The sequence below is a fragment of the Actinomadura montaniterrae genome, from assembly GCF_008923365.1.
GTDB lineage: Bacteria > Actinomycetota > Actinomycetes > Streptosporangiales > Streptosporangiaceae > Spirillospora > Spirillospora montaniterrae.
This window is the reverse complement of sequence record NZ_WBMR01000219.1, coordinates 1-15180: the sequence shown is the minus strand read 5'-3', so window position 1 is coordinate 15180 and position 15180 is coordinate 1. Positions and strand designations below refer to the sequence as shown.

Annotated in this window: 14 protein-coding genes; 10 read left to right on the top strand and 4 right to left on the bottom strand. The window is 73.7% G+C overall.

The window, feature by feature from the left end; translation table 11 throughout:
* Positions 1-1414 (top strand): PP2C family protein-serine/threonine phosphatase (locus F9B16_RS41625; protein ID WP_151545772.1); only part of this gene is annotated, 1414 nt, incomplete at its 5' end.
* 92 nt (positions 1415-1506) lie between these two features.
* Positions 1507-2013 (top strand): DUF6328 family protein, encoded by a 507-nt coding sequence (locus tag F9B16_RS41620; protein WP_151545771.1) that lies wholly within the window; start codon positions 1507-1509, stop codon positions 2011-2013.
* Between the two features lie 49 nt (positions 2014-2062).
* Here the strand turns inward: F9B16_RS41620 and proS are convergent, their stop codons facing one another.
* Positions 2063-3511: a proline--tRNA ligase gene (proS, locus tag F9B16_RS41615; protein WP_225992410.1), complete on the bottom strand. Its 1449-nt coding sequence runs from the start codon at positions 3509-3511 to the stop codon at positions 2063-2065.
* A gap of 58 nt (positions 3512-3569) precedes the next feature.
* Between proS and F9B16_RS41610 the strand changes: the two genes are divergently transcribed.
* Together F9B16_RS41610 and F9B16_RS41605 are read left to right on the top strand one after the other, a co-directional pair.
* Positions 3570-5267 (top strand): proline--tRNA ligase, encoded by a 1698-nt coding sequence (locus F9B16_RS41610; RefSeq protein WP_151545770.1) that lies wholly within the window; start codon positions 3570-3572, stop codon positions 5265-5267.
* A 159-nt stretch (positions 5268-5426) separates the two neighbouring features.
* Positions 5427-7070: an ABC-F family ATP-binding cassette domain-containing protein gene (locus F9B16_RS41605; protein WP_151545774.1), complete on the top strand. Its 1644-nt coding sequence runs from the start codon at positions 5427-5429 to the stop codon at positions 7068-7070.
* 30 nt (positions 7071-7100) lie between these two features.
* Here F9B16_RS41605 and F9B16_RS41600 read toward each other — a convergent pair whose 3' ends face one another.
* Both F9B16_RS41600 and F9B16_RS41595 read right to left on the bottom strand, forming a co-directional pair.
* Positions 7101-8063 carry a CU044_5270 family protein gene (locus tag F9B16_RS41600; protein WP_151545769.1) on the bottom strand — a complete coding sequence of 321 codons (963 nt, stop codon included), beginning with the start codon at positions 8061-8063 and terminating at the stop codon, positions 7101-7103.
* A complete protein-coding gene (locus F9B16_RS41595; protein WP_192809244.1) occupies positions 8060-8674 on the bottom strand; it encodes an RNA polymerase sigma factor in 615 nt (204 codons plus the stop codon). The genes F9B16_RS41600 and F9B16_RS41595 overlap by 4 nt, the downstream gene beginning before the upstream one ends.
* A gap of 161 nt (positions 8675-8835) precedes the next feature.
* On the opposite strand from F9B16_RS41595, the gene F9B16_RS41590 reads away from it, so the two are divergent.
* From F9B16_RS41590 to F9B16_RS41565, 6 genes are read left to right on the top strand one after another with little or no spacing between them, the layout of a single operon-like run.
* The gene (locus F9B16_RS41590) at positions 8836-9801 is read left to right on the top strand and encodes an NAD-dependent epimerase/dehydratase family protein (RefSeq protein WP_225992409.1); all 966 of its coding nucleotides are present in this window, start codon (positions 8836-8838) and stop codon (positions 9799-9801) included.
* Entirely contained in the window at positions 9798-10961 is a 1164-nt protein-coding gene (locus F9B16_RS41585) for a glycosyltransferase family 4 protein (RefSeq protein ID WP_151545767.1), read from the top strand. The genes F9B16_RS41590 and F9B16_RS41585 overlap by 4 nt, the downstream gene beginning before the upstream one ends.
* A gap of 13 nt (positions 10962-10974) precedes the next feature.
* The gene (locus tag F9B16_RS41580; protein WP_151545766.1) at positions 10975-11700 is read left to right on the top strand and encodes a hypothetical protein; all 726 of its coding nucleotides are present in this window, start codon (positions 10975-10977) and stop codon (positions 11698-11700) included.
* A complete protein-coding gene (locus F9B16_RS41575; RefSeq protein WP_151545765.1) occupies positions 11697-12050 on the top strand; it encodes a hypothetical protein in 354 nt (117 codons plus the stop codon). The genes F9B16_RS41580 and F9B16_RS41575 overlap by 4 nt, the downstream gene beginning before the upstream one ends.
* Before the next feature lie 12 nt (positions 12051-12062).
* Entirely contained in the window at positions 12063-13187 is a 1125-nt protein-coding gene (locus tag F9B16_RS41570) for a glycosyltransferase family 4 protein (RefSeq protein WP_151545764.1), read from the top strand.
* Positions 13184-13966 (top strand): hypothetical protein, encoded by a 783-nt coding sequence (locus tag F9B16_RS41565; protein WP_151545763.1) that lies wholly within the window; start codon positions 13184-13186, stop codon positions 13964-13966. Before F9B16_RS41570 ends, F9B16_RS41565 begins: the two co-directional genes overlap by 4 nt.
* Positions 13967-13969: 3 nt before the next feature.
* Here F9B16_RS41565 and F9B16_RS41560 read toward each other — a convergent pair.
* Positions 13970-15180, bottom strand: a 1211-nt coding sequence (locus F9B16_RS41560) for a serine hydrolase domain-containing protein (protein ID WP_151545762.1), incomplete at its 5' end; no start/stop codon positions are given.

Here is a 15180-nt window from a genome sequence, read left to right as displayed (position 1 = left end):
GGGCGTGGCGGGCGCGGGCGCTGTGGGCGCGGCGCGCGTGCCGGAGCCGGCGTCACCGCCGCAGGCGCGGGCACCGCAGCCGCAGACCCGCATCGACGACGAGGCCGTGGCCACGATCGTGCACCGGATGGACGTGCTGGCCACCGCGAGCGAGCTGCTGCTGGACGAGCCGGTCTTCAACGAGACGGTCGCGGTCCGGCGGTGCGCCCGGCTGCTGGCCGCGGAGCTGGCCGACTGGGCGTTCATCGACCTGACCGGCCCGAACACCGGCGCCTCCGGGCAGGCCGGCGGCGCGGCGGGGGCGGCGCCCGTCCTGAACCGCCAGGTCGTGATGGGGCCGGACGACGAGCATTCCGTCGAGGCGGCGCGGACGCTCCAGGAGCTGCATCCGGCGGCGGGAACGCTCCCGTACGACGTGTTCGCGACCCGGCAGAGCGCGCTGCGCCCGCACGTGGACAGCCTGGACGAGCTGGGGAACGCCGCCGACGGCGTGCCGGTCTGCGCGAAGATCGGCGCGACGTCGCTGCTGAGCGTGCCGGTGGAGGACGGCGACCGGTGCCTCGGCGCGATCACGCTCGCGTCCGGCGGCGAGTACGGGCCGTTCGACCTGATGGACCTCGGCGTCGTGCAGCGGCTCGGCCGCTACCTGGCGCTGGTGATCCGGGCGGCGCGGCTCTACCGGCGCCGCGCCGAGGTGGCCGACTCGCTGCAGGCGAGCCTGCTGCCGCGGGCGCTGCCCGCGATCCCGGGCGCGACGGTCGCGGCGCGGTACCTGACGGCGACGCACGGCGCGGACGTCGGCGGCGACTTCTACGACGTGTTCCGCGTCGGGGACGGCTGGGGGCTGGTCCTCGGCGACGTCTGCGGCAAGGGCGAGGACGCGGCGGCCGTGACCGCGACGGCGCGGCACTGCATGCGGCTCGCGGCGCGGTGGAAGTCGCGTCCGGGCGAGATCCTCGGCATCGCGAACGAGGCGCTGCTGGACGAGGACCGGTTCGTCACCGCGATCATGGCGGGGCTGGAGATGGCCCCGGAGCGGGTGACGGTGTCGCTCGGCACCGCCGGCCATCCGCCGGCGATCGTGGTCCGCGCGGACGGGGTGATCCGGTCGGCGTCGCGGGGCGGGGTGCCGCTCGGGCTGTTCGACGACTTCGAGGCCGGTTTGGACACGATCGACCTCGGCGTCGGGGACACGCTGATCCTGCATTCGGACGGGGTGCTGGAGGCGTGCGACCACGCGCGCCTGGAGTTCGGCCAGGAGCGGCTGCTGGAGGCGCTGGCGGGCCACGCGGGCGGCACTCCGGAGGAGATGCTCGGCGCGGTGGAGCAGGCGCTGCTGGAGTTCTGCGACGGCGACCTGCGCGACGACGTGTCGATGGTGGCGCTGCGCGTGGACCCGCCGACGCTCGCCTGAGCCCCGCCGCCCGGCCAGGCCGCGACGGCCACCGCTCGGGCGAGTTGCCCCGACTCGGCACTGATGGGCGTTCTGCCGGGTAAAGGGGTTCCATGAGCGTCGACCCCTCGTCCAAGCCGCGCAACGAGACCGAGCACGAGCGGCTCGACCGGCAGCTGATGGAGCTGCTCCAGGGCTTCCGGGTGGCCACCACGGGCGTGCAGGTGCTGTTCGCGTTCCTGCTGACCGTGCCGTTCTCCCGAGGGTGGAGCGGGGTGGACGGCACCGGGAAGGCGCTGTTCTACGTGGCGCTGTTCGGTGCGGCGCTCGCCTCGATCTGCTTCATCGCGCCGGTGTTCCAGCACCGGATCCTGTTCCAGCTCAACAAGAAGCCGCTGCTGATCCGGCGGGCGAACCGGTTCGGGATCCTCGGCGCGTTCGCGCTGGCGCTCTCGATCACCGCGTCCACCACGCTGATCGTGCAGACGCTCGCGGTGGACGCGGCGGCGGTCGGGACGGCGCTGGCCGTCCTGGCGCTGTGCGGGTGGGCGTGGTTCGTCCAGCCGTACCTGACCCGGCTGTCGGCGGCGCGCCGCGCGGAACCGGAGGAGGACTCCTGATCGCGCGGCGGCCGCCGGCCGGCCCGGGCGGCCCGGCGGTCGCGCCGGGTCAGTACGCCTTGCCGAAGATCACGCGCTTGCCGTAGGCGGACGGCTGCCCGCACTTGACGCACACGCCGGTCTCCTCGGGCGCCTCGGCCGGGATGACCCGCGGCGTCGCGGCGGTCTCCGCCTTGATCTCGTCCTCGCAGGCGGTGCTGCCGCAGTGGAACGCGCGGGCCCAGCCGGTGGCGACCTGCGCGGTGAACGCGTCCCAGCCGTCCACGGCGGCGGTGTGCACCTCGCGGAACGCCTCGGCGCGGGCCAGCAGGAACGACTGGAACTCGGCGAGCATCCCGGGCAGCACCTCGGGCACCTTGTCGAGGGGGATCTGCTCCTTGCCCTGCCCCTCGACGGTCGGGAGCCGCCGGACGACGGTCGCGACGCCGCCCTCGATGTCGCGCTTGCCGAGCTCGATGCGGATCGGGACGCCGCGCATCTCCCACTCGTTGAACTTGAACCCGGGCGACAGCTGCGGCCGGTTGTCGTCGACGTGCACGCGGATGCCCATCGACTTGATCGCGGCGCCGAGCCGGCGGGCCTCCGCGGCGGCCTGCTCGCCCTGCTCCTTGCGCCCGATCGGGACGATCACGACCTGGTAGGGGGCGAGGCGCGGCGGCAGCACGAGGCCCTTGTCGTCCCCGTGCGTCATGATCATGCCGCCGATCATCCGGGTGCTCATGCCCCAGGACGTCGTGTGCGCCAGGGTCAGCTTGCCCGCCTCGTCCTGGTACTGGATCTCGAACGCCTTGGCGAAGTTCGTGCCGAGGTAGTGCGACGTGCCGGCCTGCAGGGCGCGGCCGTCCCGCATCATGCCCTCGATCGTGTAGGTGCGGACCGCGCCGGCGAACCGCTCGCCGGGCGTCTTCTCCCCCGCGATCACCGGGATCGCCGCGAGCTCGCGCGCCACGGCGGCGTAGGTGTCGAGCGCCCACATCGTCTCGCGCATCGCGTCGCCCTCGTCGATGTGCGCGGTGTGGCCCTCCTGCCAGAGGAACTCGGTGGTGCGCAGGAACATCCGCGGCCGCATCTCCCAGCGGACCACGTTCGCCCACTGGTTCAGCAGCAGCGGCAGGTCGCGGTGCGAGTCGATCCACTTGGCCATGTACTCGCCGATGACGGTCTCGGAGGTCGGCCGCATGACCAGCGGCTCCTCCAGGTCCTTGCCGCCGGCGTGCGTCACGACCGCGAGCTCCGGGGAGAAGCCCTCGACGTGCTCGGCCTCGCGCTTGAAGTAGGACTCCGGGATCAGCATCGGGAAGCACGCGTTGTCGTGCCCCGCGTCCTTGATGCGCCGGTCCAGGTCCGCCTGGAGCAGCTCCCACACCCGGTAACCGTACGGGCGGATGACCATCGTGCCGCGAACCGGACCGCGGTCGACGAGCTGGGCCTGCACGACCAGCTCGTTGTACCAGGCGGAGAAATCCTCGCTCTGCGGCGTCACACCTTCTCGACTCACAGCGAACAAGGGTACTGACCGGCGGCGTGGGCTCGGGCCGCTTCGCTACCCTCGCGAGATGCGCTGGTCCCAGATGTTCGCGCCGACGCTCCGCGACGACCCCGCCGAGGCGGACGCGCCGAGCCACCGGCTGCTGCTGCGCGCGGGCTACGTCCGGCAGCTGACGGCCGGCCACTACAGCCTGCTGCCGCTGGCCGTCCGCGTCCGCGCGAAGATCATCGAGATCGTGCGGCAGGAGATGGACGCGATCGGCGCGCAGGAGATGCTGCTGCCCGCGCTGCACCCGGCGGAGCCGTGGCGGCGGTCGGGCCGGTGGGAGCTGATGGGGCAGGAGATGTTCCGGCTCCAGGACCGGCGCGGCGCCGACCACGCGCTCGGCATGACCCACGAGGAGATCTTCGCGACGGTCGCGCGCGAGCTCAGCTCCTACAAGCAGCTCCCGCAGCAGTGGTACCAGTTCCAGACGAAGTTCCGGGACGAGCCGCGCCCCAAGGGCGGCCTCATGCGGACGCGCGAGTTCACCATGAAGGACGCCTACAGCTTCGACGTGGACCGCGCCGGGCTGGACGTCTCGTTCGACGCCTACCACGGCGCCTACACGCGGATCTTCGCGTGGCTGGACCTGCCGGCGCTGCCGTGCGAGGCGTCCAGCGGGACGATGGGCGGCGCCGGCTCCACCGAGTTCATGTGCCCCGCCGACGTCGGCGAGGACCTGGTCGTCCACTCCCCGGCCTGCGGGTACGCGGCGAACATCGAGCGCGCCACCTCGGCGCTGCCGGAGGTGTCCGACGGGCCGGGCCTGCCCGCGCCGGAGCGTTTCGACACGCCCGGCGTCCGCACGATCGACGATCTGACCGCGTACGGCGCGCCCGGCGACCGGCAGATCAAGACGCTCGTGTACATCCTGGACGGCGCGCTCACGCTCGTGCTGCTGCGCGGCGACCACGCGCTCAACGAGCAGAAGCTCGTGGACGCGACCGGCGCCGCCGAGATCCGCGCCGCGGAGCCCGCCGAGATCCAGCGGGCCCTCGGCGCGCTGCCGGGCAGCCTCGGCGCGGTCGGCGTGACGCTCCCGGTGATCGCGGACGAGGCGCTGCGCGGCCGCCGCGCCATGTTCACCGGCGCGAACATCGACGACATGCACCTGCGCGGCGTCGACGTCGCCCGCGACATCACCGGCGCGGCGTGGGCGGACCTGCGCGAGGTCACCGCCGGCGAGCCGTGCCCGCGCTGCGGCGAGCCGCTGGAGATCGTCCGGGCGATCGAGATCGGGCACATCTTCAAGCTCGGCGACCGGTACGCGCGGGCGCTCGGCGTCGAGGTCCTCGACCCGGACGGCAAGCGGGTGCCGGTCGTGATGGGCAGCTACGGCATCGGGATCGAGCGGGCCATGGCGGCGATCGTCGAGACCCACCATGACGAGCGCGGGATCGTCTGGCCGGTCGCGGTGGCGCCGTTCCAGGTCGCGGTCGTGATCGCGCAGTCCGACGACGCGGACGTGGCGGCGGCCGCCGAGGAGATCTACACCGCCCTCCGGGACGCCGGCGCCGACGTCGTGATCGACGACCGGGCCGAGCGGGCCGGCGTGAAGTTCCGCGACGTGGAGCTGACCGGCATCCCGTACCGGATCACGGTCGGCCGCCGCGGCCTCGCCGAGGGCGCCGCCGAACTCACCACCCGCTCCACCGGCGAGACCGAGAAGGTCCCGCTGGACGCGGTCGCGGCGCGCGTCCGGACGCTGCTGGAGTCCGCCTGACACCGCCGTTCCCCGATGCGGCGGGCGTCCGCGTCCACATCGCCGAGTTCCACGCGCCGGGCGTGTTCGGGGGCGAGTCCGGGACACGGAAAACGGTTTGACGGGGTCGCGGTGCCTTCCGGAGACTCGGCGGCGGGTTCTCAAGGACGAGGGGTGGCCGTGGGTCACGTGGAGGTCGGGCATGTCGGCCATGCGCTGCCCGACGGGCGGGTGCTGCTGGACGACGTGTCGTTCCGGGTCGGCGACGGGGTGACGGCCGCGCTCGTCGGGCCGAACGGGGCCGGGAAGACGACGCTGCTCAGGCTCATCGCCGGGGACCTGGCGCCGCAGGACGGGACGGTCGCGCACAGCGGCGGGCTCGGGGTGATGCGGCAGTTCATCGGCAACGTGCGGGACGAGTCGTCGGTGCACGACCTGCTGCTGTCGGTGGCGCCGCCGCGGGTGCGGGAGGCCGCCGCGGCGGTGGAGGCCGCCGAGCTGGCGATGATGGAGCGCGACGACGAGCCGACGCAGCTGAGGTACGCGAACGCGCTGGCCGGCTGGGGCGACGCGGGCGGCTACGAGATCGAGGTGCTCTGGGACGCGTGCTGCGTCGCGGCCCTCGGCGTCCCGTACGACGCGTGCCGATGGCGGGAGACCAGGACGCTGTCGGGCGGCGAGCAGAAGCGGCTCGCGCTGGAGGCGCTGCTGCGGGGCCCCGACGAGGTCCTGCTGCTGGACGAGCCGGACAACTACCTGGACGTGCCGGGCAAGCAGTGGCTCGAGGAGCGGCTGCGGGAGACGGCCAAGACCGTGCTGGTCGTCTCGCACGACCGCGAGCTGCTCGACCGCTGCGCCGACCGGATCGTGACGGTCGAGGCGGGCCGCGTGTGGATCCACGGCGGCCGGTTCTCGACGTACGCGGCGGCCCGCCGGGACCGCAACGAGCGGCTGGAGGAGCTGCGGCGGCGGTGGGACGAGGAGCACGCGAAACTCAAGGAGCTGGTCAACACCCTGAAGGTGAAGGCCACGGTCAACGACGGGTTCGCGTCGCGGTACCGGGCGGCGCAGACCCGGCTGCGCAAGTTCGAGGAGGCGGGGCCGCCGGAGACGCCGCCCCGCGACCAGAGCCTGAAGATGCGGCTGCGCGGCGGCCGCACCGGCAAGCGGGCGGTGATCTGCGAGGACCTGGAGCTGACGGGGCTGATGCGCCCGTTCAGCGAGGAGATCTGGTTCGGGGAGCGGGTCGCGGTGCTCGGCTCGAACGGCTCGGGGAAGTCGCATTTCCTGCGGCTGCTCGCCGCGGTGGCGGAGGTGCTGCCGCGGGGCGCGGTCCCGGTGCGTCCGGTGGAGCACACCGGGGTCGCCCGGCTCGGCGCGCGGGTGGTGCCGGGGCTGTTCGCGCAGACGCACGCCCGTCCGGACCTGGCGGGGCGCACGCCGTGCGAGATCGTCATGACCGAGCACGCGCGGCTGCGCAACGACGCCATGAACGCGCTCGCCCGGTACGAGCTGCAGTTCTGCGCCGAGCAGCCGTTCGAGACGCTGTCGGGCGGCCAGCAGGCGCGGTTGCAGATCCTGCTGCTGGAGCTCGGCGGCGCGACGCTCCTCCTGCTGGACGAGCCGACCGACAACCTCGACCTCGCCAGCGCGGAGGCGCTGCAGGAGGGCCTGGAGTCGTACGAGGGGACGGTCGTCGCGGTGACGCACGACCGCTGGTTCGCCCGTTCCTTCGACCGGTTCCTGGTGTTCGGCGCCGACGGCTCGGTCTACGAGTCCTCGGAACCGGTCTGGGACGAGGCGAGGGTCGCCCGGCCGCGCTGACCGGGCGACCCCCGTCGCGAGGGCGGACGGTCAGGGACGCTGACCGGGACGATCCACGACGCCCGCGGCGAGGCGGACGGAGTAGCTCTCCACGGCGCCCTTCAGGAAGCGCCCGCCGTCCGGCATGGCGTGGTCCTCGACGACGGTCGTGCGGTGACCCTTGTAGGCGTAGGTGGACGGGTCCAAGAGGATCTCCTCCTTCGCCCAGCCCTCGATAAGGAACGAGACCGACACCGCCTTGCGCCCGGCCCCGTCCTTGGAGGCGCGGTCAACGTTGACGCCGGGGATCTTCGCCATCGCGCGGTAGGCGGCGGCGGTCTGCGCGGGCGGCAGCGCGCCGTTGTTCAGCAGCAGCGACCCGAGCAGGCTGAACACGCCGCCGTTCCCGCCGCCGGGCGCCGGCTGCCTGCGCGCCCAGGCCAGCATCCCGTCCGGGTCGGTGGGCAGCTTGGAAACGGTGGCGTAGTCGGTCGGCGGTATCGCCCCGCCCGTCGAGGACGTGACGAGCCTGCCGTGCTCGTAGCTCGCCATGCGACTGCCGTCCTCCCGGACCCAGATGCGGTCGACCGTTTTCCTGAGCGGTGAGCCCGGCTTGACGACCGTGCCCTTCCCCGGCATGTGGCTGCGCCAGTAGCGGGTCTCGGTGTAGACCCACTGGCCGGGACGCGGCGCGGTGAACGGCTGCTTCAGCGCGAACGTCGCGGCGACGTTGAGCACCTGCTGCGTCTCCGTCGGCGCGGCGGGCGCGGGATGGTGCGGCTTGCCGTCGCTCGTGGCGACGACGGCGCCGGCGATGAGCGCCCCGGCGACGCCGCCGGCGGCGACGAGGCGGAACGTCGTCCGGCGGGACGGCCCGGGACGGCGGGCCGCGGACGCCGTGATCCGCTCGTAGGCGGCGCGTCCGGCCGGGTCGTGGGCGGCGCCGTCGAAGGCGCCGGGCGGGCAGGGGTCGGCCGGGGCCATGACGCGGCGGACTTCGTGGAGGTCGTTCATGCCTGGGGGCTCCTTTGCAGCGGTGCGGCGGGGGCGGGGCGGCCCGCGTCGGTCTCGGCGCGGGCATCGGTCTCGGCGCGGGCATCGGTCTCGGCGCGGGCATCGGTCTCGGCGCGGGCGTCGATCTCGGCCAGGGCGGCGGTCAGGCGGCGCCGTGCGCGGTGCAGGCGCACGGAGAACGTCTTGACCGAGCAGCCCGTCGCGATCGCCGCGTCGCGCGCGTCGAGGCCGTCCCAGCCGACGAGCCGGAGGACCTCGCGGTCACGGGCGGACAGGCGATCGAGCGCGGCGGCTATGCGGCCGCCTTCGGCCAGACCGGACGCGACGTCGGCGGCGGGGGCGCGCGGGCCGTCGCCGCGCAGCCGGTCCCACAGGCGGGTGCGCCGGCGGCGGCTCCGCATCTCGTTGGCGAGGACGTTGCGGGCGACGTTCAGCAGCCACGGGAACGGGCGGTCGGGCGGGATGTCGCCGCGCCGCCGCCACGCGACAAGAAACGTTTCTGCGGCGATGTCGCGGGCCGTGTCGTGGTCGATCCGACGCGCGGCGTACCTGAGCACGTCGTCGTAGTGCGCGTCCCACAACCGGGTGAATCCCCCGTCTGGATCCGGCACGCCGGCTCCCTTCTCTCGGGCTTCTCTCGGGCTTCTCTCGGGTCGGTGTCGCTCAGAGATGTCCGGCAGGGCCGCTTTCCCTACACCTTGATCGATCTTGGCTGGTCAGTGCGCTCCTGTGGATCTGTCCAAGAACGCGCGGAGATGGATAGGGTGCCCGCGTGCGGGTGGTGGTGACGGGTGCGGCGGGATTCATCGGGAGTCATGTGACCGACGCCCTGTCGGGCGCCGGTCACGAGGTGCTCGCCGTCGACGCGCCCGGCCGGTCGCCCACGCCGGACCTGGCGCGGCGCGCGTGGGCCGAGGTGGCGGCGCGGCCCGGCGTGACGGCGCTGGAGCGGGACCTGGCGGTGGACGATCTCGACGCGGTCGCCGCCGCCGACGTCGTCGTCCATCTCGCGGGGCGGCCGGGCGTGCGCAGCTCGTGGGGCGGCGGGCGCGCGGCGGCGGAGCGCGACAACGTGCTGGCGACGGCGCGGCTGCTGGAGGCGTGCGCGCGGCGCCCGGCGCGGCTGCGCCCGCGCGTGGTGGTGGCGTCGAGCTCGTCGGTGTACGGGTCGGCGGGTCACCGGCCGAACCGGGAGGACGATCCGCTCGCCCCGGCGAGCCCGTACGCGGCGAGCAAGGCGGAGGTCGAGCGGCTCGCGGGCCTCGCCGCGGAGAACGGCCTCCGCACGGTGGTGCTCAGATACTTCTCGGTCTACGGACCTCGGCAGCGGCCCGACATGGCCTTCCACCGGTTCGTGGAAGCGGCGCTGGACGGGCGCCCGCTGCCGGTGTTCGGGGACGGACGGACGTCGCGGTCGTTCACGCACGTGCGGGACGTGGTGGCGGCGACGCTGGCGGCGGCCGTCGCGGACCTGCCGGCGGGCGTCGCCGTCAACGTCGGCCATCCCGAACCGGTGGCGGTGCGGGCGGCGATCGGGCTGCTGACCGGGGTGCTGGGCGTGCGGGCGGAGATCCGGCGGGAGGCGCCGGTCGCCGGTGACGCGGCGCTGACCTGGGCGGACGGCGGGCGCGCCGCGCGGCTGCTCGGCTGGTCGGCCACGACGCCGCTGGCGGACGGCCTCGCGGACCAGATCGCGTGGCACCGGTCGCTGCGCGCGCAGGAGGTGGCCGTCGGATGAGGCACAGGGCGGCCTACTTCGCGTTCGACCGGTTCCCGTCGGGCAAGGGCTCGGCGGTGCACATCGCGCAGATGGCCGACGAGCTGTTCGAGCGGTCCGGGGGCGGGCTGCTGGGTGTGCTCGGCGGCGGCGGGCTCCCCGGCTACCAGCGGGAAGGCGCGCGGGAGATCGTCAGGTTCGAGGAGCAGATCCCGAATCTGATCGACCGCGCGGAGGCCTATTCGGCGTGGGCGGCCGCCCTTCTTCGGGAGCACGTGGAGTCGCTGGAGATCGTGCATGTCCGGGATCCGTGGAGCGCGCTGCCCGCGCTGACCGCCGAGGACCGGGACTACAAGGTCGTCTTCGAGGTGAACGGGCTGCCGTCCATCGAGATGGGCCACACCTGGCCGTGGGCCTCACCGGCGACGCTCGGCAAGATCCGCGAACTGGAGCGGTTCTGCCTCGACCGCTGCGACGCGGTCGTGGTGCCGTCGCGGGTGATCGGCGACGCCGTCCGGCGGCTCGGGACGGCGGCGGAGAAGGTCCACCTCGTGCCGAACGGCGCCGACCTCCCGGGCGAGACGGCGCGCCCCGCCGGCGCGCCCGACCGGTACGTCGTCTACGTCGGGGCGCTCCAGCCGTGGCAGGGCATCGACGTGCTGCTCCGCGCGTTCGCGCGGCTCGGCGACCTCGCCGATCTGCGGCTGGTGATCTGCTCGTCCGTGCCGGAGCGGCGCGCGAAGCCGGTCCGGCGGCTGGCGGAGCGCCTCGGCGTCGCCGACCGGCTGGACTGGCGGTTCGCGCTGCCGCACCCCGAGGTCGCCGCGTGGCTGGCGCACGCCGCGGTGTCGGTGGCGCCGCTGACCGGCTGCGCCCGCAACCTCGACCAGGGCTGCGCGCCGCTGAAGGTGATCGAGTCGATGGCGGCGGGCGTCCCGGTGGTCGCCTCGGACCTGCCGGCGGTCCGCGAGCTGATGGCGGACGGGGAGCACGGGCGGCTCGTCCCGGCGGACCGTCCGGCGGAACTGGCGCGGGCCGTCCGGATCCTGCTGGAGTACCCCGGCGAGGCCGCCGCGATGGGCGCGCGGGCCCGCGCGCGCGTCGCCGGCGGCCTGACCTGGACGCGGTCGCGCGCCCGGCTGGCCGAGGTCTACCGTACGATCGCGCCGTCAGACCGATAGGTGGGGTGTCGTCATGTTCTGGCGCAAGCAACGCGCGGCCATCGAGGGATTCCACCCGCTGCACCGGGCGCTGGTCCTGGAGCGGTGGTTCTCGGTGTCGCTGCCGCGCGACCAGTGGGAACCGGTGATCCAGAGCCTCGCGCGGCACGCGGACGTGGTGAAGCGGCGCCGGTGGCGGATCAGCCCGCGCACGTCGCGGGTCCTGGTGCCGATGCTGCGCGTCCTGGCGGCGGACATGCCGTCTGAGGGCCTGCTGTCGGTCGCGATCGACATGCGGGGCGAGACTCCCGAGAAGATGGGGACGCCGCGGCAGGTGCAGGTGACGCGGCCGATCCTGTCGATGAACGAGTGGTTCGTCTTCGACCCGTGGCTGCGGATGCGCGCCGAGCTGCGGGACGGCAGCGTCGTGGAGCTGGCGGTCACCGACCGGATCCGGCACCGCAAGTACAAGAAGCGGAACCCGCGCGGCAAGGTCAAGTACAAGCACAAGACCAAGACGGTGCAGCTGGTCAGCGTGACGCGCCGGCTGGGCAAGGACGCGGCCCCGCGGCCGCCCGGCACGCCGCCGCCGCGGTGGATCCAGGTGCGGGTGAAGGACGGCAACCGGTTCATGATCCGCGCGAACGCCAAGCTGCTCGGGCCGCTGAACGACGACGAGCTGCGCGAGCGGATCCTGCACGTGTCGACCGAGCCGTTCCGCTGGACCCCGCCCGGCGCACCTGTGAGGAGGGCGCAGTGACGCGCTGCACCGTGACCACCGGGTTCTTCCTGCTCGGCCGCTGCGGGCGGGCCGCCGTGGCGGCGTGCCCGGGATGCGGGCGCCCCGTCTGCGCCGAGCACGCCGTGCAGGGCGGGTACTGCCCGTCGTGCGCGGCGCAGGCGGGCGGCCCGCCCGACCCGCACGACCCGTCCTTCGCGAGCGCTTACCGGCGCCGGTACTACGAGAGCAGCTCGCAGACGTACTACGACAACCAGTGGTACTCGTCGTTCGACTCCTACGACCGCGGCGCGTTCAACCCCGGCGACGACTACTCGTATGGGGAAGGCGACTTCGGTCCGGACGACGGCACCGGGTTCGTGGACAGCTGAGTGGACGGCCCGATGACGCGTGTCCTCTGGGTGACAGAGCACTATCCGCCGAGCCAGGGCGGCATGGCCAATTCGTGCGACCGGATCGTCCGGGGGCTGCGCGGCGCCGGCGTCGAGGTCGACGTCGCGCATCTGACGCGGCGCGAGCGGCCCTGGGCCGTCACGCGCGAGCACGGCGGACGGCTCCTCACCGCGCCGCTCGGCGACGACCCCGAGCACGCGCTGCGCCGGCTGTGGACGACGCTGACCGCCGAGAACCTCACCGGCGCGTACACGCACGTCGTCGCGTTCGGCGGCACGTACTCGATGCTCGCCGCGCCCGTCCTGGCCCGGCTCGTGGACGCGCCGCTGCTCACGCTGCTGCGCGGCAACGACATCGACGTCGGCGTGTTCTCGATGCGGCGGCGCGGCGTCCTGGCGGACGCGCTGCGAGCGTCGGCGCGGGTCTGCGTGGTCGCGCGCAACCACATGCCGCTGGTTAAGGCGCTGGTCCAGGACGCGGCCGTGACGTTCGTCGCGAACAGCGTCGACACCGCGCAGTGGCGGATCCTGCCGTCGGAACGCGAGCGCGGGCACGCCTGGCGGGCGGAGAACGTCGAGCCGGGACGCCGCACGATCGGGATCATCGGCCAGCTGAAGAACAAGAAGGGCGTCGGGTTCTTCCTGGACGCCCTCGTCGCGTCCGGGCACGCCGACCGGTTCCACCTGGTGCTCGTCGGCGAGGTCGAGGAGACGGTGACGGCGTGGCTCGCCGAGCGCAAGGACGCGGTGCCGCACTCGTTCCTGCCGTTCCTCGAACGCTACGACCTGCCCTCGGTGTACGCGAGCTGCGACCTCGCCGCGCTGCCGTCGTTCTACGACGGGATGCCGAACGTGGCGCTGGAGGCGGCGGCGCTCGGCGTGCCGCTGATCTGCTCGGACGCGGGCGGCCTCGCCGACGTCGCGGACGACGCGATCGGCTTCACGTTCCCGGCGGGCGACCCCCACGCGTGCCGCGCCGCGATCGACCGGGCGGCCCGCGCGAGCGACGAGGAGCTGGCGGCGCTCGGCGCGGCGGGCGCGGAGCGGATCGCCCGCGACTTCACCCCGGCCGCCGAGACCGCCGGGTATCTCGCGGTCCTCGGCGAGGTGCGTTGATCGCCTGCTACGCGGCGGGCGGCGGGCTCGGGCACCTCACCCGGCTCCGCGCGTACCTGCACACCCTGGCAGTGGACGACGAGGTCGTCGTCCTGTCGGACTCGCCGTTCGCCGCCGACCCGCGCGTCTCGTCCGGCTGGACGGTGCGTCCCGCGGCCACCGGCCTGGCCTCGCTCGCACCGGACGAGCTGGTCGTGGACGCCTTCCCCGCCGGCCTCAAGGGCGAACTCACCCGGCTACCGTCCGGGATCCGGATCACGCATCTGGCGCGGTTGCTGTGCTGGGACGCCTACCGGCCGCTCCTCCCCGGCGACCCGCCGCGCTTCGACCGGACGTTCCTCCTCGAACCCCTCGACCCGGCCCACGAGGCCCATCTCCGCGCGGTGTCCGCCGAGGTCGCGCCGCTGGTGCTGGACGACCCGCCGTCCGCGCCGCTCGACGTGCACGGCTGGATGATCCTCCACAGCGGCCCGGACGCCGAGACGCTCGAACTCGTCGGCTACGCGCGGGACATGGCGGCCATGGAAGGCGCAGACCCTCCGCTGACGCTCGTCTCGCCGCACCGCCCGGACGGCCTACCCGCCGGGGTCGCCCACCTGGACGTCTATCCCGCGGGTCCGCCCGGGCCAGGCGTCGAGCGGATCGTCACCGCCGCCGGGTTCAACGCCGTCCGGCAGTTCGCGCCCTGGCGGGACCGGCACCGGATGCTGCCGTTCCCGCGCAGCCTCGACGACCAGTTCACCCGCGCCGCCCGCGCGCGCCCTGGAAGTACCCCGTGAGCCCTAGAAGTACTTCGAGGTGAGGTCGCCGGTCGGCCAGGTCTTCACCGCGTTCGCGGCCTTGTGCAGCGCCGGGTCGATGTCGTCGTAGCTCGGCGCGCTCCCCTCCTGCCGCTGGTCGAACAGCGCGGCCCAGGCGAGCCCGTCGTTGCGGCGGACGAGCAGCGTGCTCGTCCCGGCGAGGCTGCCGTTGTGCCAGGTGTTCATGCCGGTGCCGCCGGTCACCGGGCGGACCATCCAGCCGCAGCCGTAGTACCAGCCGTCGCCGTTGATCCCGGTCTCCGGCTTCGCGAACGCCCGTTTGATCGACGCGGCGGTCAGCACGCTCGTCCCGCCGTCGTAGATCCCGGCGAACCGGGTCAGGTCCATCGCGGTGGCGAGCCAGCCGCCGTGCGCGTCCATGTTCTCCAGGTTGAACGCGCCGTAGGGGAACGGCACCTTCTTGCCGGTGTTGTCGAACACGGTCGTGCCCGTGTAGCCGGAGAAGTAGTGGACCTCGCCGCTCGCCTGCGTGAGCGAATGGCCCGGCTTCATCCGCTTGATGCCGCGGGGCGCCAGCACGGCCTTCTGCACGTAGGACGCGTAGCTCTGCCCGGTGACCTTCTCGATTACGCGTCCGAGCAGCATGAAGCCGTAGTTCGAGTACGCGTACTTCGTCCCGGGCGCGTGGTCGAGCTTGCGCCCCGACACGTACTTCATGATGTTCGCCTGCTTCACCGGCAGCGCGATGCCGAGCGCCTTGGCGATCGCCGCGTCCTGGAACATCGGGTCCGGCGAGATGTCGCGGTCCCAGCCGCCGAGGTGCTGGAGCAGCCGCAGCACGGTGACGTCCTTCAGCCGCGGGTCGGCGGCCGTTGACAGCCCAAGCAGCGTCGCGACGCGGTCGGTGAGCTTCAGCTTCCCGTCCTGGACGAGCCGCAGTACCGCCGTCGCGGTGACCGGCTTGCTCAGGCTCGCGACGCGGAACGGCGACGTCGGCTGCGTGGTGAAGCCGGTGTCGGAACTCCACGTGTAGCCGCGCGCCAGCAGGAGCTTTCCCTTGCGGACGACGGCGAGCTGCCCGCACGGGACGTTCCGGGCCTGCATGAAGCTCTTCATCGTCGCGTCGAAGCCGCCGAGCCCGGCCAGCGCCGACCCGGTCGCCCGCCACGACCGCGTCGCCGCGGCCTGCGCGGCGGCGGCCTGCGCCGTGCGCGCCGAGCCGCCGGACGAGC

Excerpts from the sequence above, each read along its gene's own strand:
- F9B16_RS41620 (WP_151545771.1), top strand. The coding sequence starts at position 1,507 with ATGAGCGTCGACCCCTCGTCCAAGCCGCGCAACGAGACCGAGCACGAG.
- F9B16_RS41610 (WP_151545770.1), top strand. The coding sequence starts at position 3,570 with ATGCGCTGGTCCCAGATGTTCGCGCCGACGCTCCGCGACGACCCCGCC.
- F9B16_RS41600 (WP_151545769.1), bottom strand. The coding sequence starts at position 8,063 with ATGAACGACCTCCACGAAGTCCGCCGCGTCATGGCCCCGGCCGACCCC.
- F9B16_RS41585 (WP_151545767.1), top strand. The coding sequence starts at position 9,798 with ATGAGGCACAGGGCGGCCTACTTCGCGTTCGACCGGTTCCCGTCGGGC.
- F9B16_RS41580 (WP_151545766.1), top strand. The coding sequence starts at position 10,975 with ATGTTCTGGCGCAAGCAACGCGCGGCCATCGAGGGATTCCACCCGCTG.
- F9B16_RS41570 (WP_151545764.1), top strand. The coding sequence starts at position 12,063 with ATGACGCGTGTCCTCTGGGTGACAGAGCACTATCCGCCGAGCCAGGGC.